The organism is Arcobacter sp. CECT 8983 (genome assembly GCF_004118855.1).
In the GTDB taxonomy this organism is placed as follows: Bacteria; Campylobacterota; Campylobacteria; order Campylobacterales; family Arcobacteraceae; genus Halarcobacter.
On sequence record NZ_PDKF01000008.1, the window covers coordinates 437,272 to 460,424 of the forward strand.

The 23,153-nt window shown below is 26.6% G+C and carries 23 protein-coding genes and 1 other RNA gene; 12 read left to right on the forward strand and 12 right to left on the reverse strand.

Features of this window, described 5'->3' with window-relative positions; translation table 11 throughout:
- Position 1: 1 nt before the first annotated feature.
- Positions 2-2,620, reverse strand: coding sequence for a preprotein translocase subunit SecA (gene secA, locus CRV01_RS11140; protein WP_129008285.1), 2,619 nt, complete (start codon positions 2,618-2,620; stop codon positions 2-4).
- Positions 2,621-2,716: 96 nt separating this feature from the next.
- On the opposite strand from secA, the gene lolA reads away from it, so the two are divergent.
- Together lolA and rnpB are read left to right on the forward strand one after the other, a co-directional pair.
- The gene (gene lolA, locus CRV01_RS11145; protein ID WP_129008286.1) at positions 2,717-3,244 is read left to right on the forward strand and encodes a LolA-like outer membrane lipoprotein chaperone; all 528 of its coding nucleotides are present in this window, start codon (positions 2,717-2,719) and stop codon (positions 3,242-3,244) included.
- A gap of 25 nt (positions 3,245-3,269) precedes the next feature.
- An RNA gene (gene rnpB / locus CRV01_RS11150) (RNase P RNA component class A) lies at positions 3,270-3,595 on the forward strand.
- Positions 3,596-3,695: 100 nt separating this feature from the next.
- Here rnpB and CRV01_RS11155 read toward each other — a convergent pair.
- The 4 genes from CRV01_RS11155 to CRV01_RS11170 all read right to left on the reverse strand — a co-directional run bounded on the left by CRV01_RS11155 (position 3,696) and on the right by CRV01_RS11170 (position 7,000).
- The gene (locus tag CRV01_RS11155) at positions 3,696-4,106 is read right to left on the reverse strand and encodes a helix-turn-helix domain-containing protein (RefSeq protein WP_129008287.1); all 411 of its coding nucleotides are present in this window, start codon (positions 4,104-4,106) and stop codon (positions 3,696-3,698) included.
- Between the two features lie 126 nt (positions 4,107-4,232).
- Positions 4,233-4,859, reverse strand: coding sequence for a hypothetical protein (locus tag CRV01_RS11160; RefSeq protein ID WP_129008288.1), 627 nt, complete (start codon positions 4,857-4,859; stop codon positions 4,233-4,235).
- 79 nt (positions 4,860-4,938) lie between these two features.
- Positions 4,939-6,705, reverse strand: coding sequence for an ABC transporter ATP-binding protein (locus CRV01_RS11165; protein WP_129008289.1), 1,767 nt, complete (start codon positions 6,703-6,705; stop codon positions 4,939-4,941).
- Positions 6,706-6,712: 7 nt separating this feature from the next.
- Positions 6,713-7,000, reverse strand: coding sequence for a hypothetical protein (locus tag CRV01_RS11170; protein ID WP_129008290.1), 288 nt, complete (start codon positions 6,998-7,000; stop codon positions 6,713-6,715).
- Between the two features lie 94 nt (positions 7,001-7,094).
- Between CRV01_RS11170 and CRV01_RS11175 the strand changes: the two genes are divergently transcribed.
- The 6 genes from CRV01_RS11175 to CRV01_RS11200 all read left to right on the forward strand — a co-directional run bounded on the left by CRV01_RS11175 (position 7,095) and on the right by CRV01_RS11200 (position 10,391).
- Complete coding sequence (locus CRV01_RS11175) at positions 7,095-7,316, forward strand: DUF1104 domain-containing protein (protein WP_129008291.1); 222 nt, start codon at positions 7,095-7,097, stop codon at positions 7,314-7,316.
- Complete coding sequence (locus tag CRV01_RS11180) at positions 7,316-7,984, forward strand: response regulator transcription factor (protein ID WP_129008292.1); 669 nt, start codon at positions 7,316-7,318, stop codon at positions 7,982-7,984. The genes CRV01_RS11175 and CRV01_RS11180 overlap by 1 nt, the downstream gene beginning before the upstream one ends.
- Positions 7,985-8,108: 124 nt before the next feature.
- A complete protein-coding gene (locus CRV01_RS11185) occupies positions 8,109-9,128 on the forward strand; it encodes a HAMP domain-containing sensor histidine kinase (protein ID WP_309109212.1) in 1,020 nt (339 codons plus the stop codon).
- Positions 9,122-9,454 (forward strand): hypothetical protein, encoded by a 333-nt coding sequence (locus CRV01_RS11190; RefSeq protein ID WP_129008294.1) that lies wholly within the window; start codon positions 9,122-9,124, stop codon positions 9,452-9,454. The genes CRV01_RS11185 and CRV01_RS11190 overlap by 7 nt, the downstream gene beginning before the upstream one ends.
- A 71-nt stretch (positions 9,455-9,525) precedes the next feature.
- Positions 9,526-9,831 (forward strand): c-type cytochrome, encoded by a 306-nt coding sequence (locus tag CRV01_RS11195; RefSeq protein WP_129008295.1) that lies wholly within the window; start codon positions 9,526-9,528, stop codon positions 9,829-9,831.
- 38 nt (positions 9,832-9,869) lie between these two features.
- A complete protein-coding gene (locus CRV01_RS11200; RefSeq protein WP_129008296.1) occupies positions 9,870-10,391 on the forward strand; it encodes a glycine zipper 2TM domain-containing protein in 522 nt (173 codons plus the stop codon).
- A gap of 20 nt (positions 10,392-10,411) precedes the next feature.
- On the opposite strand, the gene CRV01_RS11205 is transcribed toward CRV01_RS11200, so the two are convergent.
- Positions 10,412-11,239, reverse strand: a complete 828-nt coding sequence (locus tag CRV01_RS11205; RefSeq protein ID WP_129008297.1) for a flagellin — start codon at positions 11,237-11,239, stop codon at positions 10,412-10,414.
- A 188-nt stretch (positions 11,240-11,427) separates the two neighbouring features.
- Between CRV01_RS11205 and CRV01_RS11210 the strand changes: the two genes are divergently transcribed.
- Positions 11,428-11,766: a GNAT family N-acetyltransferase gene (locus CRV01_RS11210; RefSeq protein WP_129008298.1), complete on the forward strand. Its 339-nt coding sequence runs from the start codon at positions 11,428-11,430 to the stop codon at positions 11,764-11,766.
- A gap of 2 nt (positions 11,767-11,768) precedes the next feature.
- Here the strand turns inward: CRV01_RS11210 and CRV01_RS11215 are convergent, their stop codons facing one another.
- The 4 genes from CRV01_RS11215 to CRV01_RS11230 all read right to left on the reverse strand — a co-directional run bounded on the left by CRV01_RS11215 (position 11,769) and on the right by CRV01_RS11230 (position 16,121).
- Entirely contained in the window at positions 11,769-13,880 is a 2,112-nt protein-coding gene (locus CRV01_RS11215) for an ATP-binding protein (RefSeq protein ID WP_129008299.1), read from the reverse strand.
- 84 nt (positions 13,881-13,964) lie between these two features.
- On the reverse strand, positions 13,965-14,903 hold the full coding sequence (locus CRV01_RS11220) for a hypothetical protein (protein ID WP_129008300.1): 939 nt from the start codon (positions 14,901-14,903) through the stop codon (positions 13,965-13,967).
- 249 nt (positions 14,904-15,152) lie between these two features.
- Positions 15,153-15,428: an HU family DNA-binding protein gene (locus CRV01_RS11225; RefSeq protein ID WP_129008301.1), complete on the reverse strand. Its 276-nt coding sequence runs from the start codon at positions 15,426-15,428 to the stop codon at positions 15,153-15,155.
- Between the two features lie 114 nt (positions 15,429-15,542).
- Positions 15,543-16,121 carry a class II aldolase and adducin N-terminal domain-containing protein gene (locus tag CRV01_RS11230; protein ID WP_129008302.1) on the reverse strand — a complete coding sequence of 193 codons (579 nt, stop codon included), beginning with the start codon at positions 16,119-16,121 and terminating at the stop codon, positions 15,543-15,545.
- Positions 16,122-16,182: 61 nt separating this feature from the next.
- On the opposite strand from CRV01_RS11230, the gene rsmH reads away from it, so the two are divergent.
- Genes rsmH through CRV01_RS11245 form a run of 3 tightly spaced genes read left to right on the forward strand, consistent with a single transcriptional unit; the run spans position 16,183 to position 20,414 of the window.
- Positions 16,183-17,085: a 16S rRNA (cytosine(1402)-N(4))-methyltransferase RsmH gene (gene rsmH / locus CRV01_RS11235; protein ID WP_129008303.1), complete on the forward strand. Its 903-nt coding sequence runs from the start codon at positions 16,183-16,185 to the stop codon at positions 17,083-17,085.
- On the forward strand, positions 17,078-17,347 hold the full coding sequence (locus tag CRV01_RS11240) for a hypothetical protein (protein WP_129008304.1): 270 nt from the start codon (positions 17,078-17,080) through the stop codon (positions 17,345-17,347). Before rsmH ends, CRV01_RS11240 begins: the two co-directional genes overlap by 8 nt.
- Positions 17,328-20,414, forward strand: a complete 3,087-nt coding sequence (locus CRV01_RS11245) for an efflux RND transporter permease subunit (RefSeq protein ID WP_129008305.1) — start codon at positions 17,328-17,330, stop codon at positions 20,412-20,414. The genes CRV01_RS11240 and CRV01_RS11245 overlap by 20 nt, the downstream gene beginning before the upstream one ends.
- Here the strand turns inward: CRV01_RS11245 and CRV01_RS11250 are convergent, their stop codons facing one another.
- The gene (locus CRV01_RS11250) at positions 20,415-21,842 is read right to left on the reverse strand and encodes an SDR family oxidoreductase (RefSeq protein ID WP_129008306.1); all 1,428 of its coding nucleotides are present in this window, start codon (positions 21,840-21,842) and stop codon (positions 20,415-20,417) included.
- 107 nt (positions 21,843-21,949) lie between these two features.
- Positions 21,950-23,113: a hypothetical protein gene (locus CRV01_RS11255; protein WP_129008307.1), complete on the reverse strand. Its 1,164-nt coding sequence runs from the start codon at positions 23,111-23,113 to the stop codon at positions 21,950-21,952.
- Positions 23,114-23,153: the final 40 nt, after the last annotated feature.

Here is a 23,153-nt window from a genome sequence, read left to right on the forward strand (position 1 = left end):
ATTAGTTTCCTGCCACTAAACCTCTTTTAGGTCCACTTTTACCATGACAATGTTTATATTTTTTACCACTACCACAAGGACAAGGTTCGTTTCTAGCTATTTTTTTCTCATTTGAAAGAATTTGTTGCTCTTCAAGGTTTGTAATGGCACCTTCGTTAGCTTCTTCCATTTCAGCTTTCATTTTTTCTAAAGCTTCTCTCTCTTTTTGTGCATCTTCTTGACTTTGTAGTTGAACAGTAAATAATACTTTGATAATCTCATTTTTAATATTTGAAATAAGTTCAATAAACATATTATAAGACTCTTTTTTATATTCAACTAGTGGGTCTTTTTGGTTATAACCTCTAAGGCCAATACCAGTTTTCAGAGTATCCATAGAGTATAAGTGTTCTCTCCATGCTTTATCAAGAATTTGTAAATAAAGAATTCTTTCTATTTCACTTTTTTGTTCAGGAGCTGCAACACCCATTTTTTGTTCATAAACTTCTTTAATAATAGAGATTAATTTCTCTTCTAATGAAGCATAATCTTCAGCCACGATATCATCTTTTTCTACTAATAAGTTAAGTTCTTCTTTGAATTTAGTAATAATAAACTCATAATTAAAGTCTTCAGAAGGCATACCATCAATAATTTCAGCATTCATAAGAAGATTTTGAATATATTCAGCTCTGTTTTCATCAAGTTTAGAGTCAATATTATAATCAGGGTTTAATAAGTCATTTCTAAATGCATAGATAACTTTTCTTTGTTCATTTGCAACATCATCATATTCAAGTAAGTGTTTTCTACTTTCAAAGTGCATTGATTCTACTTTTTTCTGTGCATTTTCAACGGCTCTTGTAACCATTTTAGACTCAATATGCTCACCTTCTTCAATACCAATTCTTTCCATAATACCTTTAATTTTATCACTTCCAAAGATTCTTAAAAGGTTATCTTCTAAAGATAAATAAAATTGAGATTCACCAACATCACCTTGACGTCCTGATCTACCTCTTAATTGGTTATCGATTCTTCTTGATTCATGTCTTTCAGTACCAATAATTGCTAAACCACCTAAGGCAAGAGTCTCTTCATTTAGTTTAATATCAACACCACGCCCAGCCATATTTGTAGCAATTGTTACTGCACCTTTTTGTCCAGCATCAGCAATAATTTTACCTTCTTTTTCGTGTTGCTTAGCATTTAAAACTGTGTGAGGGATTTTTAATTTTGATAGTAAGTTATTTAAATGTTCTGATTTTTCAATTGAAGCAGTACCAACAAGAACAGGTTGACCTTTTTCATGGTACTCTTTTATTTTTTTAGCAACTGCATCAAATTTTTCTGCTTCACTTTTATAAATTAAGTCATTTTTATCAATTCTTTGAATAGCTACATTTGTAGGAATAGATACAACATCTAAGTTATAAATTTCTGCAAACTCAGTTGCTTCAGTTTGAGCAGTACCTGTCATACCTGCTAATTTATCATACATTCTAAAATAGTTTTGGAATGTAATGTCTGCAAGTGTTTGCGATTCTTCTTGAATAGCAACATTTTCTTTGGCTTCTAAAGCTTGATGTAGTCCTTCTGAGAATCTTCTACCTTCACTAAGCCTTCCTGTAAATTCATCAACAATAATTACTTCATTGTTTTTTACAACATAATCCACATCTTTTTCAAAAATATAGTTTGCTTTTAAAGCTTGATCAAGATTGTGTGATAACATTGCATTTTCTAAAGAGTATAGATTATCAACTTCATATAGTTTTTCAGCTTTTTCAATACCTTCTTCTGTTAATAAAACAGATCTATTCTTTTCATCAACAGTAAAGTCACCAGTAGAGTATGGCTTTTCATTAGGGTTTTTAGGCTCAATTAGTTCACCTTTTTCTAATTGCATTGCAATTTGTTGTGATTTTACATAATCGGCACTTTTATGATTAGTAGGTCCTGAAATAATTAAAGGAGTTCTTGCTTCATCAATTAAAATAGAGTCAACTTCATCTACAATAACAAAGTGGTGTTGTCTTTGCACTTTTTCTTCTAAATCATAATGCATATTATCTCTTAGATAATCAAAACCAAATTCATTATTTGTACCATAAGTTATGTCTGCATTATATTGTTCTTTTCTTTGCTCATCATCTTTTAAATTTCCTGTAATAGCTCCTACTTGAAAACCTAAAAAGTTGTATAGAGGTTCTAATTCTTGGGCATCTCTACTTGCAAGATAATCATTTACTGTAACAACATGAACACCTTTTCCTGTCATTGCATTTAAAACAACTGGCAAAGTAGCAACTAATGTTTTACCTTCACCTGTTTTCATCTCTGCAATTCTTCCATCGTTTAGAACCATTCCACCAATTAATTGAACATCATGGTGTCTCATTTTTAGTATTCTTTTACTAGCTTCTCTAGTAATTGCAAAAGAGTCATTTAATACTTCATCTAATTTTACCTCTTCTTGTAAAACTTTTTCTTTTAAAGTATTAAAAGAAGATTGAAGTTCCTCATCAGTCATAGCTTGGTATGTTGTTTCTAAAGCAGTGATTTGATTAGCTCTTTTTCTATATTTTTTTACTTCTCTATCGTTTGAAGTCCCAAATATCTTTGAAAACATATTAATCATAAAATAAATTCCTTTTTACCAAATCTTTCGCCATACTTTTAGTTTAATTTGGTATTAGTTATAATCGCAAGATTATATAAAAAACAAGGTTAAAAAATGGTTTATAGACTTTTACTATTTGTAATAATTACATTTTCAAATTTATTAGCAATGGATGAATTAAAAGAAATTAAAACTTTTCAAGCAAATTTTACTCAGACAGTTACCAATGAAGCAGGTAAAGCTATCTCTTATAATGGAAAAGTATTTATAAAAAACAATGATAGAGTATTATGGAAATATATTACTCCAATAAAGAAGAATGTATTTTTATTAAATGATATTGTAGTTATTGATGAACCTGAGTTAGAACAGGTTATTTATACAAAACTAAAAGAAGAACTTAATATCTTAAGTATTTTACAAGGCTCAAAGAAAATATCAAAAAATAGATATGAATCATTTTTTTATAATAGAAAATATGAACTTGTAATTGATGAAAATAAAATAAAAGAAGTTTCATACAAAGATGAGTTAGATAATTCAATTGTTATTAAATTTGAAAATGTGGTTCAAAATGAAGAGATTGAAGAAGACTTTTTTAGATTTATTCCACCATCTTATTACGATATTATAAAAAAATAAACATTTTTTAGCTACTATTTCGCCTAAGGTACAACAGACAATAGCTTGAATCTTCAAGAGGAAAGTCTGGGCTGCAGTGAAGTATGGTTCCATTTAACGAATGGCTAGGGTAACCTAAGGGACAGTGCAACAGAGAGAAGACCGCCAGTTTATATTGGTAAGGCTGAAAGGGTGGAGTAAGAGCCCACCAGCACTTTAAGTAATTTTAGTGGCTATGTAAACCCAACCAGCAGCAAGAAGAGATTGGTAATAAACTTCACATTTATGCTCTTCGCAAGATTGCTTAAGTAATTTAGCAACTAGATAAATTATTGTCAAAAACAAAATCCAGCTTACCGTTGTGCCTTATTATTTCTAGAGTTTAAAATAATCAATATATTATTATGAAGTAGGGTAATTTAGTTAAGTATTATAAAAAAAGTGAATATTTAGACACAAAAGTGTCTAAATATTAAAATCCTGCAGAGTATCCTCTACTTGAGTGGCTTTTAATTAATCCATAATAAGTTTTATCTCTTATTTGTTTAATCATATTTCTTAGTGTAAAGATAGAAGTATTCTTATCTTTCCAAGCATTCTTTTTAATTGTTTCTACATCAACAATTGTTCCTTGGTTTCTTAATATAGTATGGAAAATATTCATTTGAGTTTTTGTAAGACCCACATCAATATTTTTTCTATCAAAAACTTTTTTTAATACTTTATCATAGTAGAAACCTTTACCTAAATCAATTCTACTATCAACTTGCTGACTTAAAATCTCTTTTAAAGTTTCTTCAAGAGGTAAATTAAACTCTCTAGCTTTACTTTTTAGAAATCTTTCCATATCTTTTGTTAAATCAATTGTAATATTACTGCTCATAATGACACCTCATATTTTTATTTTAATTATAACACATATAATTATAGGAAAGCTTAAAATTGAGACATTTTTGAGACAATTCTTTTTAAATTTTTAAAAACGTGACAAATATAATAAGGAAGTATCTTATTTATTTTTATTCCAGAGCTTTAAAAACTCTTTTCTATTATAAATTTTAGCACCTAAATCAATCTTGTATTGTAGCTGCGGATGCCCTAAATTCCACATTTTATAATTATTACTTTTCAAATAATCATTTAATAAAACCAATTGTAATTTTCCCCAATTATTATATTTTTTATTTTTTGTAGTAAAACCTGATAATGATGTATAAATTGAGCCAATTTGATAGCCAATCTCTCCAGAAATGAGTTTTTTGTCATTTTTTTCGTATAATTCTATACAAAATAAATTAAAGTTTTCATATAAGTCAGAATTAAATTTAATGTTATTTAATATGTTTATATACTCTTGTGTTAACCATGAATTGGGATGATAAGTATTAATTTTATTTAGAACTTTTTCAAGATCTTGACTTATGTCAAGAATATAGTTATTTTCCTTTATCAATTTTTTTACTTTTCTAGGAATCTTAATATCATCAAAATGTAATACTGCGTAGTCAAATTGTATCTCAGGAAGTAAAACAAACTTTTCTTGGTAATACATTGATGTAGTGATAAATCCTTTTTTTGCAGCTTCAATATAAAACTCACATGATAAGTCATCACTCCAATAGTAGTTTTCTTTCATATTTGAGTATATATGATTATTTAGTATTTCTTCATTTTGTAAATCTTCTAATGTTAAATAGTAAATAATAAGTACTCCTTTATATAAGTTGGTTTTTTACAAAATCTAAATAATGTCCTTCTTCATCTTCTAGTTCATCATGGCTACCACTTTGAACTAATTGTCCTTCATTTAAAACATATATTATATTTGCATTTTTCACTGTACTTAGTCTATGTGCAATTGTTATGACAGTTTTATTTTCTAAAAACTCTTTTAAATCATTAAATAGTTTTGCTTCTGTGTGTACATCTAATGCAGAAGTAGATTCATCAAAAATAACTACACTAGGATCTGCAATAATCATTCTAGCAATAGATAATCTTTGTCTTTGACCTCCACTAAGTCTAATTCCATGTCTTCCAACAATAGTATCTAAGCCATTTTGCATATTTAAAACAGTATCTTTTAGTTGTGCTACTTCTAAAGCTTTGAAAATCATCTCTTCACTTACACTTTCGTTTCCCATTGTTATATTAAACCTAAGAGTATTATTAAATAATATAGGCATTTGTAAAACTAAAAAAATAGACTCTCTTAATGACTTTTTATCTATTGTATCACTACTAATATTGTTGTATTTTATATCTCCAGAGGTTTTTTCATAAAAACCTGCTATTAGTTGACTTAAAGTAGTTTTTCCACTTCCACTTGCTCCAATAAGAGCAATTTTGTCCTTTGGTTTTATTTCAAAAGAGATATCTTGTAAGGTTTTTTTATCTTTAGTATATGAAAAAGAAAGATTTTGTATTTTTATATGAACTGCACTATTTTTTTCTAAAACAATTTTCCCTGAATGCTCTTTATTAAGTGTAAATATTTTATTTATTCTTTTCATAGCTGCACTTGCAGTTGTATAAGAGTATTGCATAGAAAGAATGTCTTGCACGGGAGTCATAATAAACCAAATATATCCAAACATTGCAAACATCATACCAATACTAAGGTCACTATATGCAACCATTAATAACCCTGAAGCTCTAAGGATTTCAAAAGAAGCTAAAAAAACAGTAAATGAAAATCTCTCATAAGCAACACTTTTATAGTTGTACTCATTTGAAGTATTTTTTATGTTGTTGGCTTTTTTAATTGAATTTTCAAAAAAATAGTTCTCTTTATTACTTGCTTTTATTTGTCCAAATAGTTCTAAAGTTTCTCCAATATCATTTTGAAACTCTTCTATTGCTTGATTCTCTTCTTTTTTTAATACTCCAACTTTTTTTGCTATTTTTTTTGATATAAACATTATTATTGGCTGTATTAATAAAATCATCAATCCTAATACAGGGTGAATAGCAATCATTACAATAGACACTGCAATAAGAGTTAAAACAGAAGATACAAATTTACTAGCTCCTTTTATAATAAAGTCATCTAAAGTATTAACATCAGTTACTAAATTTGCAGCAATAGATCCACTTCCAAGGCCTTCATATTCATTCATACATACTTTCTCAAGATGTTTAATTGCTTTTTTTCTTATTTCAAAGGTTATGTATTTTGATATCTTAGTAAAAATTTTTGTTGTTATAATATTAAAAAGAAAATATAGAAACCTCAACAGTATTACAGCTACAGTTACAATAGCTATATAATAAAAAGCATTTCCTTCTCCAAAAATAGAATTAATATTATTTAAAAAAAAGTCTGGTTTATTAAGTAATACTTCATCTACCAAAGCAGGTAACATTAGAGGTATAGGTACACTAATTGCTATTGCTATGATTGTTACTACTTGACCAAGAATAAGTGCTTTTTTATTTTCAAGTAGTAGTTTAAAAAGGTATTTTAGGTTTATCTTTTGCATTTAAAATTTATTTGCTAAGTTTTTCGCAAATATCTAATTTCATTCCTTCATGATATTCACAGTTTAATCCACACTGATAAGTGCCTCTTGTATTTAAGTTTAATCGTTCTAATTCTTTTTTTGATTCAATTTGACACTGTTCTAAAGTTTTGAAAACTTTATATTTTTTACTTCTTTTTTCATTGCTTTTATCTGGATAAATTAAAGATGTCCAAGTCTGTTCTTTTTGTTGTCCACCAAAGCATCCTGATAAAATAACTGATGCAAAAATAGAAAGTAGTAGTGTTTTTTTCATATATCTCTCTTTTTTATGTTTATAATAGTTTTTGTTTACGATTTTTCTACAATTAATATGTTATCATATCAAAAATTATTTAAGAGAATAGTATATGAAAAAACACTTAAGTATTTTAATTATTGCACTTTTCGCTACATTTGCATTTGCAGAGAACTTTTCGGAGATGAGTACACAAGAGCTTATTTCTATAATGGGTTATGTTGATAAAAAAAATAAAAAGAAGTTCCAAAATGAATTAAAAAGTAGAATTTCTACAATGACTCCAAAAGAAAAAACAATGTATCAAAAGAACTTAAAAAAGATGAAGAAATAATGAAAATAAAACTATTACTTTTAGAGGATGATTTAACTCTTAGTGAAACAGTTGTGGATTACTTTGAAGAGCAGGGTTTTGATGTAGTAGCTGCTTATGATGGAGATGAAGCTAATGAGCTTATTTATGAACAAAAATTTGATCTTTTTTTACTTGATGTAAATGTACCTACAATGAATGGTTTTGAGCTTTTAAAACAGCTTAGAAAAGAGGGGAATAAAACACCTGCAATATTTATCACTTCTTTAAACTCTATGGACTCTTTAGAAGAAGGGTTTGAAAGTGGTTGTGATGACTATATTAGAAAGCCTTTTGAATTAAAAGAACTATTATTAAGAGTTCAAACTATTATAAAAAGAGAGTACTCTCAAAAGCAAGAGTTACTTGATATTACAGATAATGTAAAATTTAATACAAAAACAAATGAATTAATCAAAGATGAAAAGATTGTTCCTTTAAATCTAAAAGAGCTTAAATTATTGAAATTCTTTTTGCAAAATAGTGATGAGTTATTAGTTCATGAAAGAATATTTGAAAATGTTTGGGATTATGATGAAGAACCAAGTGATAATTCACTTAGAACCTATATAAAAAATTTACGAAAAATTTTAGGAAAAGATAAAATTGTTAGTCTTAAAAAGCTTGGATATAGATTTAACTCAAAGTGAAAAAAAGACCCTTTTAGGCTTTTTAACCCTATACTCTTTTTTTACAATAGTTATATTGCTATTTATTTCATTTTTATATTATTCATTTCAAAAAGATTTGATGCTTCAACAAAAAAGAGCTTTGATGCAAGATTATTCTAGTGAATTAATATTTAGATTAAAAGACTTACATATCAATTTTGATAAATATAAATTCTACCCAAGGGATGAAAATTTTAATTCTGCAATTTATGACAGCGATAAAAAGCTTATTTTTTCAACTTTAGAGTCAAAAAAGGTTGATTTTAATAGTGAAGTTTATACAACTGATTCAAAAATACACTTTGTTGAGCAACCAGAATCATACTATTTAGGTGCTAAATATGTAGTTTTAGAAATAGATGATAATCTAATTTGGTTTGAGAAGTTAAAAAAAGAGATTGCATTATTTATTTTAATAGCTTTTACTTTTATGGTTTTCTTTGGGTATTTTTTACTAAAGCTATTTTTAAAGCCAATGAGAGATGCTTTACATTTACTTGATAGATTTATTAAGGATACAACCCATGAACTAAATACTCCTGTATCAGCTGTAATTACAAATGTAGAAATGATAGATATTGATTCTTTAGATGAAAAGTTAGCAAAAAAAATAAAAAGAATAGATACAGGAGCTAAAACAATATCTAATATCTATGAAGATTTAACTTACCTTACATTAAACAATAAAATCATTTCACAAGATGAGAATATAGAACTTTCAAAAATAGTAAAACAAAGGGTTGATTACTTTAAAACCCTTGCTGATGTTAAAAAAATAGAGATAAAAACTTCTATAAAAGAAGATATATTTATTTTTTGTGATAATAAGAAGATATCAAAGTTAATTGATAATCTTTTATCAAATGCAATAAAATATAATAAAGTAAAAGGCATAATAAAAGTCTCTTTACAAGAGGGTAGTTTAATTATTGAAGATAGCGGAAAAGGTATGAGTAAAAATCAAGTTGAGCAACTTTTTGAAAGATATACTCGTTTTGATAAAAGTGTAGGGGGCTTTGGAATAGGTTTAAATATTGTTTCAATGATTGCAAAAGAGTATAACTTACATATTAATGTTCAATCAAAAGAAAAAGTAGGTACAAAAATGGAAGTAACATGGTAAAAATAGTTTTTATTCTTTTTTATTTTACAATATTTTTAAATGCAAATAGTATTTACGAAAATAATTGTGTATCTTGTCATAAAAAACTCCCTGTATCAATTGATAAATATTTTTATAGATATCTTTTAAAATATAGTAGTGAACGTAGCGTAAAAGAGGCAATGGCAACTTATTTAAATAATCCTACAAAAGAGACTACTATTATGCCAGAAGCCTTTATTAAAAGGTTTGGTGTAAAAAAAGCCACTACTTTAAATAATAGCGACTTAACTAAAGCATTAGATATTTATTGGGATAAATATAAAGTATTTGGTAAATTAGAATAGTAAAATAAATCTTTCACAATCACTGCACGATTAATATTTATACTTCTTTTATAAAAATCAAGGAGTATGATATGAAAACTACTAAAAAAATCTTAATAAGCTTAGCTGTAATTGCAGGAACAACTTTATTTGCAAGTGATGGAGCTAAAATTTATAATTCATGTGTTGGATGCCATGGTGCAAATGCTGAAAAACAAGCTTTAGGAAAATCAGCTGTAATAAAAGGTTGGGATGTAGAAAAAACTATTGCAGCTTTAAAAGGTTATAAAGATGGTTCTTATGGTGGACCAATGAAAGGTGTAATGAAAGGTCAAGTAACAAGACTTTCAGATACAGATATCAAAGCAGTTGCTGAACATATCAGTAAGTTAAAATAAGAACCTAAAATTTAATTTAGGTCTTAAAAGGTTTTATTATGAAAAAGTTATTATTAACAACAACATTTATAGTAAGTTCTCTTTTTGCAGGGGGTGATAGCTTTCATGACTTTGCAAAAGTAAAATACTCTGAACCTATTTATGAGTATGTTTATGAGCAAGAGCCTCAAAGACAGTGTGATGAAGTTAGAAAAAGAGTTGTAGATTATAACTCTTCTTATTCAAGAAATGATAGTTTAGGCGTTGACACTTTAGTTGGTGTAGCAGCAGGTGCAGTTTTAGGAAGTCAAGTTGGAAAAGGTAACGGTGGAGTTGCAGCTCAAATTGTTGGTGGGCTTTTGGGTGGAAAAGTAGCCCATGAAATTAGAAATAACTATCATAATGATGATTCAAATTATAAGTATGTTACTACTACAGAGTGCTATGATACTTATAAAAATGTTGAAAGAAAAGTTATTACTGGATATAAAAACTATTTTGTTTACAAAGGCGTAGAACACTATAAAGTGACAAAAAGACCTAAAAAAAGAGTAAAGATTACTCACTCAATAAGTTTTTAAAGCTAAGGTTTCCCTTAGCTTTATGTTAGAAGCCTAGTTACAATATTTTGATTGATATTGGCTGACTGTGCTACTCCATAAGCTCCTATTTGAGCTAAAATGTTTTGCTTATTAAAATTTGTTATCTCTGCTGTATAATTTAAATCAGAAATTGTCGAAACTGCATCTCTTGTAGATGTATATTGTGAAATTAAACTACTACCAGAACTTTGAAGTTGGTTTTGAGTAGAACCTAAATCCCCTCTATAATCATTTAATTTAGTTAAAGCATTATCAACATCTCCTAAATATGCTCTTGCTGTACTTGAATCAAATGAACCTGGGCTTTGGTTAAGTAAATTTTCTAATCCTACTCCTACTGTATTTGATTGAATAGAAGGTGTTTGTATTATATCATCAGATGAAGTTCCTGCTTGAAATTGTTGACCTTCAGTAGCACTTTTATCATCACTAGCATTTTGCAGTAAAGTTTGTTCATTATAATTAGTACTAGCTGCAATGTCATCAAAATTTTGTAACAAGTCTTTTATTTCAGTTAATATTTGTTCTCTTCCTTCTTGGGAAGTAGTATCAGTAGAAGCTTGTAATAGTTTTTCCTTTACTGTATCTAAAATATTAGACTGCTCACTTATTGATTTATCAGCAATTTGCAGTGAAGCTAAACCACTATTAATATTATTAATAGATTGAGATATTCCACTTGCCTCTGTTCTTAGCTTATCTGAAATAGCTAATGATGAAGCATCATCTGCAGCACTTGTAATCTCTTTTCCTGAAGAGATTCTATTAAGTGATTGATTTAAATTTATATAAGGCGATTGGTCAAGTTGTACATTGTTAATTTGCATAACTTCCTCCTTATTAGGCTATATAACAAATTGTATTACTCTTTTATTTAAACTAAAATTAAGCAAAATAATTAGTTCTAAATTGAAATAATGTTATTTAATAAAATCTAAAAATAATTTTTATAATGGCATAATTTAGAAATTGTATTATAAAATGATATAATATGTTGTTATATAAAGGGTTCATATTGAAAGTTTTAAAAAAGAAAGATAAAATATTGTTTAATAATAATGATATATCATTTGGCAATTTAAGTATAAATAATGATACTTTAACTCTTGAAATAATAAAAACACAACCAGCTTTTAGAAATCAAAAATATGGTACAAATACATTAAAAGGTATATTGAAATATATTTCAAAAGAACTAAAATATAAGAAGATTTATTTAAATCCTTTACCTTTAGATTCAGATGGTTTAAAATTGGAAAAATTAATTACTTTTTATAAAAAATTTGGTTTTATAAAAAGTAATAGAGCAGATATTTCATATCCATATTTAATGGAAAAAGAGTTATTTAGATAATATCAATTCACTAATATAGGAATTGATATAATAAAACATGCTCCTTGATTTTTATTTTCTACTTCTATTTTACCATTAAAACTCTCTTCAATAATTCTTTTTGAAATTGTTAATCCAATTCCTGTTCCTTTATTATCCTTTGTAGAAAATCTCTCTTCAAATATTTTATTTAGAACTTCTTTTTCAATTCCCCCAGCATTATCTTCAATTTCAAAAATAAGATATCCCTCTTTTTCATATGAATTTATAACGACTTTTTTATTCTTGATATCCTCTTTTTCACTAAATGCATCAAGTGCGTTATTAAGTATATTTAACAATACTTGTGATAGTTCATTCTTATATCCATTAAGTTTAACATTCTTATCTATATTGTCTTCTATTTCAACATTTTGTTTTCTAAATCTTAAGATTAGAATTTTTAAGATTTTATTAGTGCAATCTTTTATACAAAATTTAGTTTTTATTTTATCCGGTGATAAGAAACTTCTAAAATCATTTGCAGTATCGCTCATAAAATCTATGTTTTCAATGATTGATTTAGTATATTTTTCTATTTGTTCTTGAGTGAGATTTTTTAATTCAAGATTCATTTCTAAAGCTTGAGAAGTTACTCTGATTATACTTAAGGGTTGTTTCCATTGATGTATAATATTATCAATCATATTTCCCATTTCTGCAAGTTTGGCTTTTTGGGCTAAAACTCTTTCTGTATTTAATCTTTTTTCAAGTTCTTCATTTACTTTACTTTGAAGTTCCTCATTTAATATTTTCATTGCAGTTATATCTATTGCAATACCTAAAATATAAGTCTTATTAAAGAATCCTAAAAATGACATTTTAATAATTCTAGTATCATAATATAGTTTCTTATTGTTTTTTAGAGTTACAGTATCAAGAAATTTTATTTTTTGTTTTTCTAAAACATCAGAATCTTTCTTTTTTGAAGTGTAAGGAAGTTTTTTATGTGTAAAATCATAAGATTTTTTTCCAATTAGTTCTTCTTTTGATTTGCAGCCATAAAGCTTGATGAGAGAATCATTCACAACTAAGAATACACCATTTTTATCTTTAAGACATATTGGAAAAGGAATATTATTTATTAATCTATCTAAAATTCTTAATCCTATTGATTGTAGATATGCTCCAATTAAAACAAAAGGAATAGAGAGTATAAATATTATAAAAAAGAAGAATATAATACTTTTAGTATTTTCTTTGATATAGTTATTATATACTTTTTCTTTTATTGTATATATTATGTAGAAGTCATTATCTGTTATATGTACTTTGTTTATATAATAAAGCCAATTCCTTCCTTTAGTTTCTTTTTTCTCATTATTTAATAATTCTTCAATATTTGGAATCTCATCTTTTACTTTATGATTTGTTCCTTTTTGTGTACTCCAATTCTTTTTTTCATCTGGATGAAGTAGAAAATTCCCCATATGATCCATAAAATAAACATCAAATAGTTCTTTATTTTTTATTGAATTAATTAAATCTTCTGCTAAAAAATTGATAATAATAATACCCTTAAAATCATTATCTTTATAAATAGGAGTTGAAACCCTAATTGTAGGTTTAAAAGGAACTTCTATTTTTCCGTGTTCTACGTTTAAATCAAAATCTGATATATAGTATTCTTTATCTTTTAACTCTTTAGTTCTTTTAAAATAATACCTTTCAGCTTTATTTTGTAAAGTAGTTATAGTTTTTGTAGTATTATTATTGTCTTTGTCTATTCTAATAATTTCCTGACCAAGTTCATCTATAAATCTTAGTTGAAATATATTTTTATTTGCCTTTACAAAATCTTGAAAATCCTCATTTAAGTATTTAATAGTTTGATTATCACCATTTAGATATCTTTGTAAGTCTTTTGTTTCTTTTAAAGTATTTAATATAAGTTTATAGTGTGTAATTTCAGATTTTATAGTTTTATTTGTTTCTCTAAATTCAGTTTTAGCTAAATTAGCTTTTGAGTGATATAGTAGTTCGTTTTGTTGATTTTTTATATATATAAATACAAGAACTGCTAAAATTGTATTTATAGCACCAATTATAGCTAAAAACAAAAAAGTATTTTTTCTTACAGAAGTAATATAAGACATAATAGACTCCTTATATTCTATAATAACAAAAAATATAATTTAAAACAATAGAAAATATAATAAATCTATTAATTTTATTTATTATTAACTTGTAATGTATCCAATATGCTCATCAAGCTTTTCAAAAAAGTTTGTTCTTCCTCTTCTTATAAGCTCATCTAATTCAAATACACATGAAGCTGCATCTAAACTTTTTAGAATTACAAGTTTATTATCAATAAATCTATAAATATATAATCTTGTATCTATACTTGAGTTATTGTGTATAATAATTGAATAGTTTTCTAAAATATTATTGTTTTTAATGATATTTTTAAACTTTTCAAAACTATATTCTTTATCAATATATCGTGCTTGAATATAGTAAACATTTTTTTCTTTTATGTTATTGTCAATATAACTATTTTCAAACTCAATAAAACCTGTTTTTAAAAAGTTCTTGTCACAAGACTCTAATGTTCCATCTACAAGTGGAAGTTTTATATCTGTTTCTTCTTCAACATTACTATTTACTATTAAAGGATCATTTTCTTTTTGATAAGTATTAATTTGTAAATTTTGTTTATCAAACTCTATAATATTTTCATATCCTTTATCTTTTAAAAACTTTTTTAATAAATTAATAAAAGTTTGATAATCAATTGATGAATCTTTTTTATTTCTTGCTTGTTTTATAGAACCACTTTCTAAAAGTTTATTATAAAGTTTTGAAGAAGTTGGATTTTTTTCTTGTGTTAAGTAATGTGCAATAGTTTTTATATTTCTAAAAAGTAGGGTGTTAAGTAAACCTTTTTCATACTCTTCTTTTAAATACTCTTTACAATAACTTTCATATGCACTTCTTGAGATAGTTTGTATCTGCTTTGAATATTCTTCAATTTGTTTTTTAGTTGATAATCCAGAAAATAATAGTTTTCTTACATAATCAAGGTTCTTAGCAAAGGTGTCTTTTTTTGTAAACTGCTGTTTTTCTTCATCTAAGCATGAAATTAAATCATTAAAAATCTTTACTTTATCATTCATTTTTACTTCTTTCTATAATAAAACTTATATATAACTATATTAAAACTAATATTAAACTAATATAAAACTATAATTTATCTATAAAATTGTATGTTTATTATTGAAAACTAAAAATAGTAAGGTTTTGATAAATGAAAATAAATAAAGATTACAGAAGTATAAAAATAATTTTTTTTAAAAGGAAATTTAAGGCATAAAAAAAGGGCTCATCCTAAGATGAACCCTTTATAAGTTGAATAGAAAGTAAGATTACTTAGCTACAGCTTCTTTTAAAGCTTTACCAACTTTGAATTTTGCTACAGTTGTTGCAGGAACTTTAACAGTTTTGTCTGTTCCAGGAACTTTTGCAGTTCTTTCAGCTCTATCAGCTGTTGTAAATGTTCCAAATCCAATAAAACTAACAGATTCTCTTTTTACTAAAGTTTCTGTAACAGTTTCTAATACTGCATCAACAGCACCTTTCGCATCTTTCTTAGAAAGACCAGCTTTTGCAGCAACTGCATCAATAAATTCAGCTTTGTTCATAGACGAACTCCTTGTGTAAGATAAAAATTTAATAAACTTTATACTAACTAACCTTTAAAATAGCTAAAAAACCTGATATGTTGGGGGTAAAATGCTATAAAATTCAACTATTTATTATTTATACGTAGATTTTATGCTTAAAAGTCGACAAGAGTTCTCTAAAATTGCAATTCTTTTTACTAGATTATTGATATCTCTATCATACACATATGTACCTACTCCTTTGATAACCATAATGTGTTCTTGAGACTCTTTTAAATACTTTGTTATCTCTAAAGCATTTCTATCATACCATGAGTCAAAATTTCCAGGATCATAAACTTTTATTTTAGAAAATTCTGTTTTTCCAAAATAATCATCAAATATAATTTCATCATGTTCAAAGGTATATGCTGTTGTATAAATTGGCATTCCAAAAGCAATATATTTTGCTTCGTGTATATTATTATATATAGTTGCATGAACTTCTGATTCAATACTTGCAACATGCCATCTATAATCTCTTTTATTCATATTTAGTTTACATAACGATTTTTCTGTCATTTCATCAAAAATAGCATCAGAAGTATTTATTATAAATGTATTATGGTCAACTTTTGAAGATATTGCTCCATGATAGATACCAAAGAAATTTTTTCTAAACATTGTTAAAGATAAGTCACTTAAAAGTTTAATTGTATGTGGGTCTATCATTTTAAAAAACCTTAAATAATTTTTTCGCTATTATACATAAAAATTACTAAGGACAATTTTAATGCAAATTCCCCATATTCCAGTGCTTTTTCAAGAGACTTTAGATGCTTTTGAAGGTATAAATGATGGATATATTATTGATTGCACTACTGGTTATGGTGGTCATAGTGAAGGATTACTAAAACAATATTCTAATATCAAATTAATATGTAATGATCAAGATGATGAAGCGTTAATTTTTTCAAAAGAAAGATTAAAAGAGTTTGAAAATAGAGTTGTTTTTAATAAAGGCAACTTTGAGCATGTTATAGAAAAATATAAAGATGAGAATATAAAAGGTATTTTAGCTGATATTGGTGTTTCTTCTTTACAACTTGATAAAGAGGATAGAGGTTTTGGTTTTGAAAGCTCGGTTTTAGATATGAGAATGAATCAAAATCAATCTTTAGATGCTTCTGTTGTAGTAAATACATACTCTCAACATGAATTAGAAAGAGTATTAAAAGAATATGGAGAAGTAAGAGAATATAAAAAGGTTGCTTCTTTAATTGTAAATAATAGACCATTTTCATCTGCAAAAGAGTTATCAACTCTTTTATCAAAAAAAATGTATAAAGGCAAAATTCATCCTGCAACACTTCCTTTTCAAGGAATTAGAATAGAAGTAAATGATGAACTTGGTGTTTTAGAAAGACTTTTTGACTCTATTGAGAGTGCAAACCTTAAAGACTGTACGGTTGCAATCATCTCTTTTCATTCTTTAGAAGATAGAATTGTTAAAAACTATTTTAAAAAATGGACTAAGTCTTGTATTTGTCCAACTGATGCTTTTAGATGTACTTGTGGGAATAATCACTCACGGGGTAAAATAATTACAAAAAAACCAATAGTTCCTACTAAAGAAGAGATAAAACAAAATCCTCGAAGTAGAAGTTCCAAATTAAGGATTTTTAAATTTGATTAAACTAAATTCTAAAAACTCTCTTTTAATAGTATTTGGTACTTTAGCTTTAGCTCTTATACTATTTTTTCCAAAGATTTTTTTAGCAAACAACATATATTATGTAAGTAAAGATATAAATAAACTTTATGCTCATTATATCTCTTTAAAAGAAGAGAATAAATTTTTAGCTCAACAGCTAGAAGATATGAAGTTTAAAAATCAGATAGAAGACTCATTAATAATATACTCAATAGAAGAAGCATATGATAAAAACAATAATTGAATTCGCCCTTAGAAAACCTATATTAAATCATTTTTTACTCTTCTTCTTATTAGTTCTTTCAATTTTTGCTTATTTTAAAATACCAAAAGAGATTTTTCCACCTGCTTCACTTGATGCAGTTGCAATTACAGGAACATATGCAGGAGCAAGTTCAGATTTACTTGACAAGATGGCAGTTGAAGATTTAGAAGATGAATTGGTATCTTTAGAAGAAGCAAGTGATATAACATCAATAGTAAAAAATGGATTTTTTTCTATAAATATAAAGTTAAAAAGAGGTTTTGAAGCTAATGATGTGCTTGATGATGTAAAAGACATAGTTACTAAAACAAAAGTAAATCTTCCTAGTGATATGGATGAACCTATTGTAAAAGAAGTAATAGGTGAAATCCCTTTAATAACAGTTGTTATTTATGGAGAAGCTTCAAAGGAAAAACTGCTTGATGTAGCAGATGATTTAAAATCTAGAATTTCTGCACTTAAAGATTTAAGTTCAATATCTATTTGGGGAGATTCAGATAAAGAGTTATTGATAAAATTTGATGAAAACAAAATCTTAGCATATGGACTAAATCTTCAAGATGTAGTTAATTCTGTTCAAAATATAAGTTCTATTTTTCCTGCAGGTATTATTAAAGATAGTACTAGACACTATTATTTAAGTACTTTTAATGGTGAAAAACAAATAGATAAAGTTAAGAATACAATTATAAAGATAAATAATCAAAGAGTTTTATTAAAAGATATAGCAAGTGTTGATTTTAAATTAGCGGATGTAAATAATATCTCTCATTTCAATGGAAATAGGGATGTTTCAATTGGTATAAATAAAAGTGATACTGGTGATGCAATTGAGCTTGTAAAAAGAATAAAAGAGATTTTAAAAGAGGCAAAAAAGGATTATCCTTCTTTGGAGTTTGATACTCATACAGATACTTCGGTGTGGATTAAAAATAGACTTAATACTGTAGTTTCAAATATTTTGTTTGGACTATGTCTTTTATTTATGGCTTTGTTTTATTTTATTAATGTAAGAATTGCAGTCGTTATTGCTATAGGTATTCCAACTTCTTTTATGATAGGATTAATTTCAGCAGAAGCTTTGGGATATAGTTTAAATATGTTATCCCTACTTGGAGCTTTGATTGCTCTTGGTATGCTTGTAGATGAAGCAATTGTTGTTGGAGAAAACATATATAGACATATGGAGATGGGTAAAAGTAGGCTTCAAGCTTCTTTAGATGGAGCGTTAGAAGTTTATCCAGCAGTTTTAACAGCAACTGCAACTACTATTTTTGCTTTCTTGCCAATTTTACTTATGACAGGTGAAGTAGGGAAATTTATGAAAGTATTGCCTATTATGATTACAATACTTTTATTATCATCTTTAGTTGAAGCATTCTTTTTCCTTCCTTTACATGCAAAACAGATTTTTGATGTTCATAAAAAAGAGAAAAGATCAGATAGAATTTGGGAAGTAAATAAAAATATATATAGAACAATTTTATCATATTTATTAAAAAGAAAATATTTAGCTGTAATTATAATGGTTATATCTATTATTATATCAACTATATTTATTGCTTCACAGTCAAGATTTAAGTTCTTGCCAGACTTTGATTCAACACAATTATATATAAATGGTTCAGTTGGAGTTGGTAAAAAGATTGAACAGACAGAAAAGTTAGTTGAAAAGATAGAAAGAAAAATATTAGATGAATATGATTTTGCAAATAATATTGACTCAATTTCATCTGTTACAGGGATGAAACTTGATGGTAAAAACTTACCCCAAAGTGAAGAGTTTTATTTTCAAATTTTTGTTAACCTTTATGAACGAGCACCTCAAAATATTTTTGATAAATATATTAATCCTTATTTATCTCCAAAGTATGATGATACAAATATGATTAGGCAAAAATCAGCTCAAGAGATTGAAGAGGAGTTAAAAGAACTTCTAAAACCTTTAATTAATAGTAATGAATATGAAGAGTTCAAAATAAGTGTTCCAGGTGCAGGAATTGTAAAAAATGATTTAGAACTTGCCATTTCTGGATCAAACACACAAGCAATTAATAAAACAGTTAAAACAATAAAGGATAAATTGAACTCTATAGATGGGGTATCAAATGTAGCTGATGATATTTTAGTTGGAAATATAGAATTAAAGTTTAAAGTAAATGAATACGGACAAAAACTAGGCTTCACTGAAAATTATATAATCTCTTCAGTTAGACCTTTTTATTTTAAAGGCGCATACTCAAAAATGTTTGATGATAAGGGTATTGTTGAAGTAGTTTTCCAAAGTAAAAATAAAGATGAACTTTCCTCTTTAGATAGATTTGAAGTTTTAGTTCCTGGAACAACTCAAAAAGTACTTTTAAAAGATGTTGTTGATATTGTAAGAAAAAATGCTCAATCACAGATTTTTAAAGAAAATTCTAAAAGAATAGTCTCTATAACTGCAAGTATTAATAAAGTTACTTCATCTGAAGTCTTTGAACAATTAAATCCAATTCTTGAAAAACAAAGAGAGTTTGTTAATATTGATATTAAAGGTGAACAAGAAGAGAATGAAAAGGTTCAAAAAGAAATGGGGCAAGCAGCTTTATTAGCTATTATTCTAATTTTCCTTGCACTAATATGGATGTTTGATTCTTTAGTTAAGCCTTTAATTATTATCTCAACTATTCCTTTATCTATTTTTGGCGTATTATTAGGTCATTTAGTTTTAGGTTTAAATATTACTATGCCTAGTTTAATTGGAATGGTAGGACTTGCAGGTGTTATTGTAAATGATGGAATTATTATGATGGATTTTATTAAAAAAGCAAAAAATTTAGATGAGATGAAAGATTATGCAGTAATGAGATTGAGACCTATTTTATTAACTTCTATTACAACAATTTTAGGACTTGCTACTTTAATGTTCTTTGCTTCAGGACAAGCTCTTATTTTACAACCAATGGCTGTTGCCTTAGGTTTTGGTATTTTATGGGCAACAATTCTAAATTTATATTATGTTCCTATGATATATAGGCTGATTTATTTAAGAAAAGCAGAATAATTAAAACCTTTCTGCTTTTTTTAAAATTGATTTAATCATACTATTAAAGACTAAATAATGAATAGGAATTAACCCATACCAATAAATTCTTCCAAATAATCCTTTTGGATAAAAATAAGCAGACTGAATAAGTTTATTATCTTCAATTTTAAACTCAAGCCATGCTGTTCCTGGAACTTTCATTTGAGCATAAAGAAGTAATCTTTCATTTTCTTTTATATCCACTACTTTCCAAAAATCTAAACTCTCTCCTATACTAAGATTGTATTGATTTTTTCTTCCTCTTTTTAGCCCAACACCACCAAGCATTTTATCAATAACACCTCTTATTTCCCATAGAAAGTCAAAAGTAAACCAACCATCTTTACCACCAATACTTGTAAAGCTTTTGAATACTTGTTCTTTTGATAAGTTATTGATAAACTCTTCTTTTCTATCATAGAAAATTGCATCTGCAATCTCTTTGTCATGGTCTTTATCCCATATTTTACCTGAGTTGTCCGTATCAGACCAACGACTAATTACTTGATTGGTTTTTATCTCTTTAATAGCTTTTTTTACAGCTTTTATATATGGAATAGGTTTTATATTTGGAAAATATTTTTTTGCATTGTCATTTTGGATTATAACTTCTGATTTTAATCCTTCTATTAAAGCTTTTGCTACTTTAAACTGTACAGGAGTAAATAAGTTTAACCAATAAGATGAAACATTTATTGAAAGAAAAGGTAGAGGAATTATAATTCTTTTTAAATCTAAAGCTTTTGCTGTTTGAAGCATCATCTCTTTATAAGTTAATTGTTCACATCCAATATCTACTATAAGGTTTTTAGTTTCTTTTAAATAAATAGATTGCTCTAAGTAATTAAGTACATCATCTACTGCAATTGGTTCAGCCTTTGTGCTTACCCACTTTGGAGTTGTCATAATTGGAAGTTTTTCAGTTAGATTTCTAATAATTTCAAAGCTTGTACTACCTGAACCAATTATAACTCCAGCTCTAATCCAAATAGTTTGAATATCTTTATTTGAACTTAAAACCTCTCCTGTTTCAATTCTACTTAAAAGGTGTTCACTCGTTTGATCATTTTTTACTCCCAATCCTCCTAAATAAATAATTCTTTTAACATTACATTCATGGGCAATATCTAAAAAGTTTTGAGCAGATTCTTTATCTAAATTCTTGTAATCACTTCTTGAAAGAGAATGAACTAAATAGTATGCAATATCTACATCTTTTAATGCTTCTTTTAACTTCTCTTTATTGAAAGTATCCCCTTCTACTACTTCAACATCTGAAGGAAGATTCTTAGAAAGAGTTCTTCTATTTCTAACATATAATCTTAAATCTATATCTTTATTTTTTATAAGTCTTTGATTTAGTCTTCTACCGATATATCCAGTTGAACCTGTAAGTAGTACTTTCATGATATATCCTTTTTTATTTCATTATAACATTAGATAGTATCTTTTAGTATGTATTTTATTACATTTAATAGTAAATTTATATATAGTCTCTTTGTGAGACTATATATTTAGAAGTTGAATTTTCTTTTTAATTTAAAGAAGTAGATAATAGTTTTATATTGAATATAAATAAATGGAATCATTAATAGAAAATATGCAATAGAGTATTTATTTAGTACATTATTGAATGTTAGTCCAAAGTTAATAAAGAACATACCAAATACAAAAAATGCTACTCCTGGACATATTAAAGCAAAAGATACTGAAGACCTTGTTTTCTCATCTTCTACATATGTTTCAAAATATTTATTCATTTTCATTACTTTATATCCTAAGATACCAAAGATAATTTGGATAGAAAGAATACTTGAAGTTAGAGTAAATAAAGAGGATTTGCTCATGTTAGAATTGAAATTATGGTCTAATCCAAATGTTACTCTAATCATCATAATTCCTAAAAGTGTTAAAATAGGTAAGATTATCCATAAAGAAGGGCTAGCTTCTATTGAGATACCTTGTTCAAACATATTTTTAAAACCCATAGTAATTTTAATAATAAGTAGTAAAATAGCAAAAGAACCGAAGAATATAGCTCCAAATATTCCTAAAGCATTTATTACAATATTGTGACTCATAGCCCCTGGTGCTGCAAAACCTACAGATATCATTGATAAAGCGAATATTGAAATCATTTGAGAAAGATTATTATTTTTTGTAAAATCAAACTCTGCTTTTACTAATAGTCTTGAAAAGTAAGCAAAGATTATTTTTAATGCAAAATATCCTGCTACTAAAAATCCAAGTAAGGCAAAGGGAAACATAAACTCAACTATTGTCCATAAATTAGGTACAAAAACAGCACCTAATACAAAACACACGTTGATTGTCATTGCATAAGTTAATGGTATAGTCATTAGTGTAATCTCTGCATTTGAGTTTACAAGTGTTTTATAATTGTCAGTTTTTTTATACATATTAAACTGTTTTGTATTCCAAATTAGTAGTTTAAAGTGGAAAAAAGCAAATAATAGTATACCAATTAAAGCAATTGCAATTGTTATAGATAACCAAGTTCCTTTTATAAGCTGAGGAAATACATGATTAAATGTTGCCATTGGTGTATCTTTGTGTGGTACTAAAAACATTAAATACATAAAAAATGAAACAGATAGTCCACCAGCTCCAAGTGAAGCTAAAAAACACATCGGGTTAAATTTCTCTCTTAAAGTCATTTATATCCTTTAAATATAATTTTAAATTATGGAAATATAC

Bases quoted from the DNA above. Each gene is read 5' to 3' on its own strand.
- CRV01_RS11195 (WP_129008295.1), top strand. From the start codon at position 9,526: ATGAAAACTACTAAAAAAATCTTAATAAGCTTAGCTGTAATTGCAGGA.
- CRV01_RS11165 (WP_129008289.1), bottom strand. From the start codon at position 6,705: ATGCAAAAGATAAACCTAAAATACCTTTTTAAACTACTACTTGAAAAT.
- CRV01_RS11205 (WP_129008297.1), bottom strand. From the start codon at position 11,239: ATGCAAATTAACAATGTACAACTTGACCAATCGCCTTATATAAATTTA.
- CRV01_RS11160 (WP_129008288.1), bottom strand. From the start codon at position 4,859: ATGAAAGAAAACTACTATTGGAGTGATGACTTATCATGTGAGTTTTAT.
- CRV01_RS11225 (WP_129008301.1), bottom strand. From the start codon at position 15,428: ATGAACAAAGCTGAATTTATTGATGCAGTTGCTGCAAAAGCTGGTCTT.
- CRV01_RS11180 (WP_129008292.1), top strand. From the start codon at position 7,316: ATGAAAATAAAACTATTACTTTTAGAGGATGATTTAACTCTTAGTGAA.
- CRV01_RS11200 (WP_129008296.1), top strand. From the start codon at position 9,870: ATGAAAAAGTTATTATTAACAACAACATTTATAGTAAGTTCTCTTTTT.
- CRV01_RS11155 (WP_129008287.1), bottom strand. From the start codon at position 4,106: ATGAGCAGTAATATTACAATTGATTTAACAAAAGATATGGAAAGATTT.
- lolA (WP_129008286.1), top strand. From the start codon at position 2,717: ATGGTTTATAGACTTTTACTATTTGTAATAATTACATTTTCAAATTTA.
- CRV01_RS11220 (WP_129008300.1), bottom strand. From the start codon at position 14,903: ATGAATGATAAAGTAAAGATTTTTAATGATTTAATTTCATGCTTAGAT.
- CRV01_RS11170 (WP_129008290.1), bottom strand. From the start codon at position 7,000: ATGAAAAAAACACTACTACTTTCTATTTTTGCATCAGTTATTTTATCA.
- CRV01_RS11250 (WP_129008306.1), bottom strand. From the start codon at position 21,842: ATGAAAGTACTACTTACAGGTTCAACTGGATATATCGGTAGAAGACTA.
- CRV01_RS11215 (WP_129008299.1), bottom strand. From the start codon at position 13,880: ATGTCTTATATTACTTCTGTAAGAAAAAATACTTTTTTGTTTTTAGCT.
- rsmH (WP_129008303.1), top strand. From the start codon at position 16,183: ATGCAAATTCCCCATATTCCAGTGCTTTTTCAAGAGACTTTAGATGCT.
- CRV01_RS11255 (WP_129008307.1), bottom strand. From the start codon at position 23,113: ATGACTTTAAGAGAGAAATTTAACCCGATGTGTTTTTTAGCTTCACTT.
- CRV01_RS11230 (WP_129008302.1), bottom strand. From the start codon at position 16,121: ATGATAGACCCACATACAATTAAACTTTTAAGTGACTTATCTTTAACA.
- secA (WP_129008285.1), bottom strand. From the start codon at position 2,620: ATGATTAATATGTTTTCAAAGATATTTGGGACTTCAAACGATAGAGAA.
- CRV01_RS11190 (WP_129008294.1), top strand. From the start codon at position 9,122: ATGGTAAAAATAGTTTTTATTCTTTTTTATTTTACAATATTTTTAAAT.
- CRV01_RS11245 (WP_129008305.1), top strand. From the start codon at position 17,328: ATGATAAAAACAATAATTGAATTCGCCCTTAGAAAACCTATATTAAAT.
- CRV01_RS11185 (WP_309109212.1), top strand. From the start codon at position 8,109: ATGCAAGATTATTCTAGTGAATTAATATTTAGATTAAAAGACTTACAT.
- CRV01_RS11175 (WP_129008291.1), top strand. From the start codon at position 7,095: ATGAAAAAACACTTAAGTATTTTAATTATTGCACTTTTCGCTACATTT.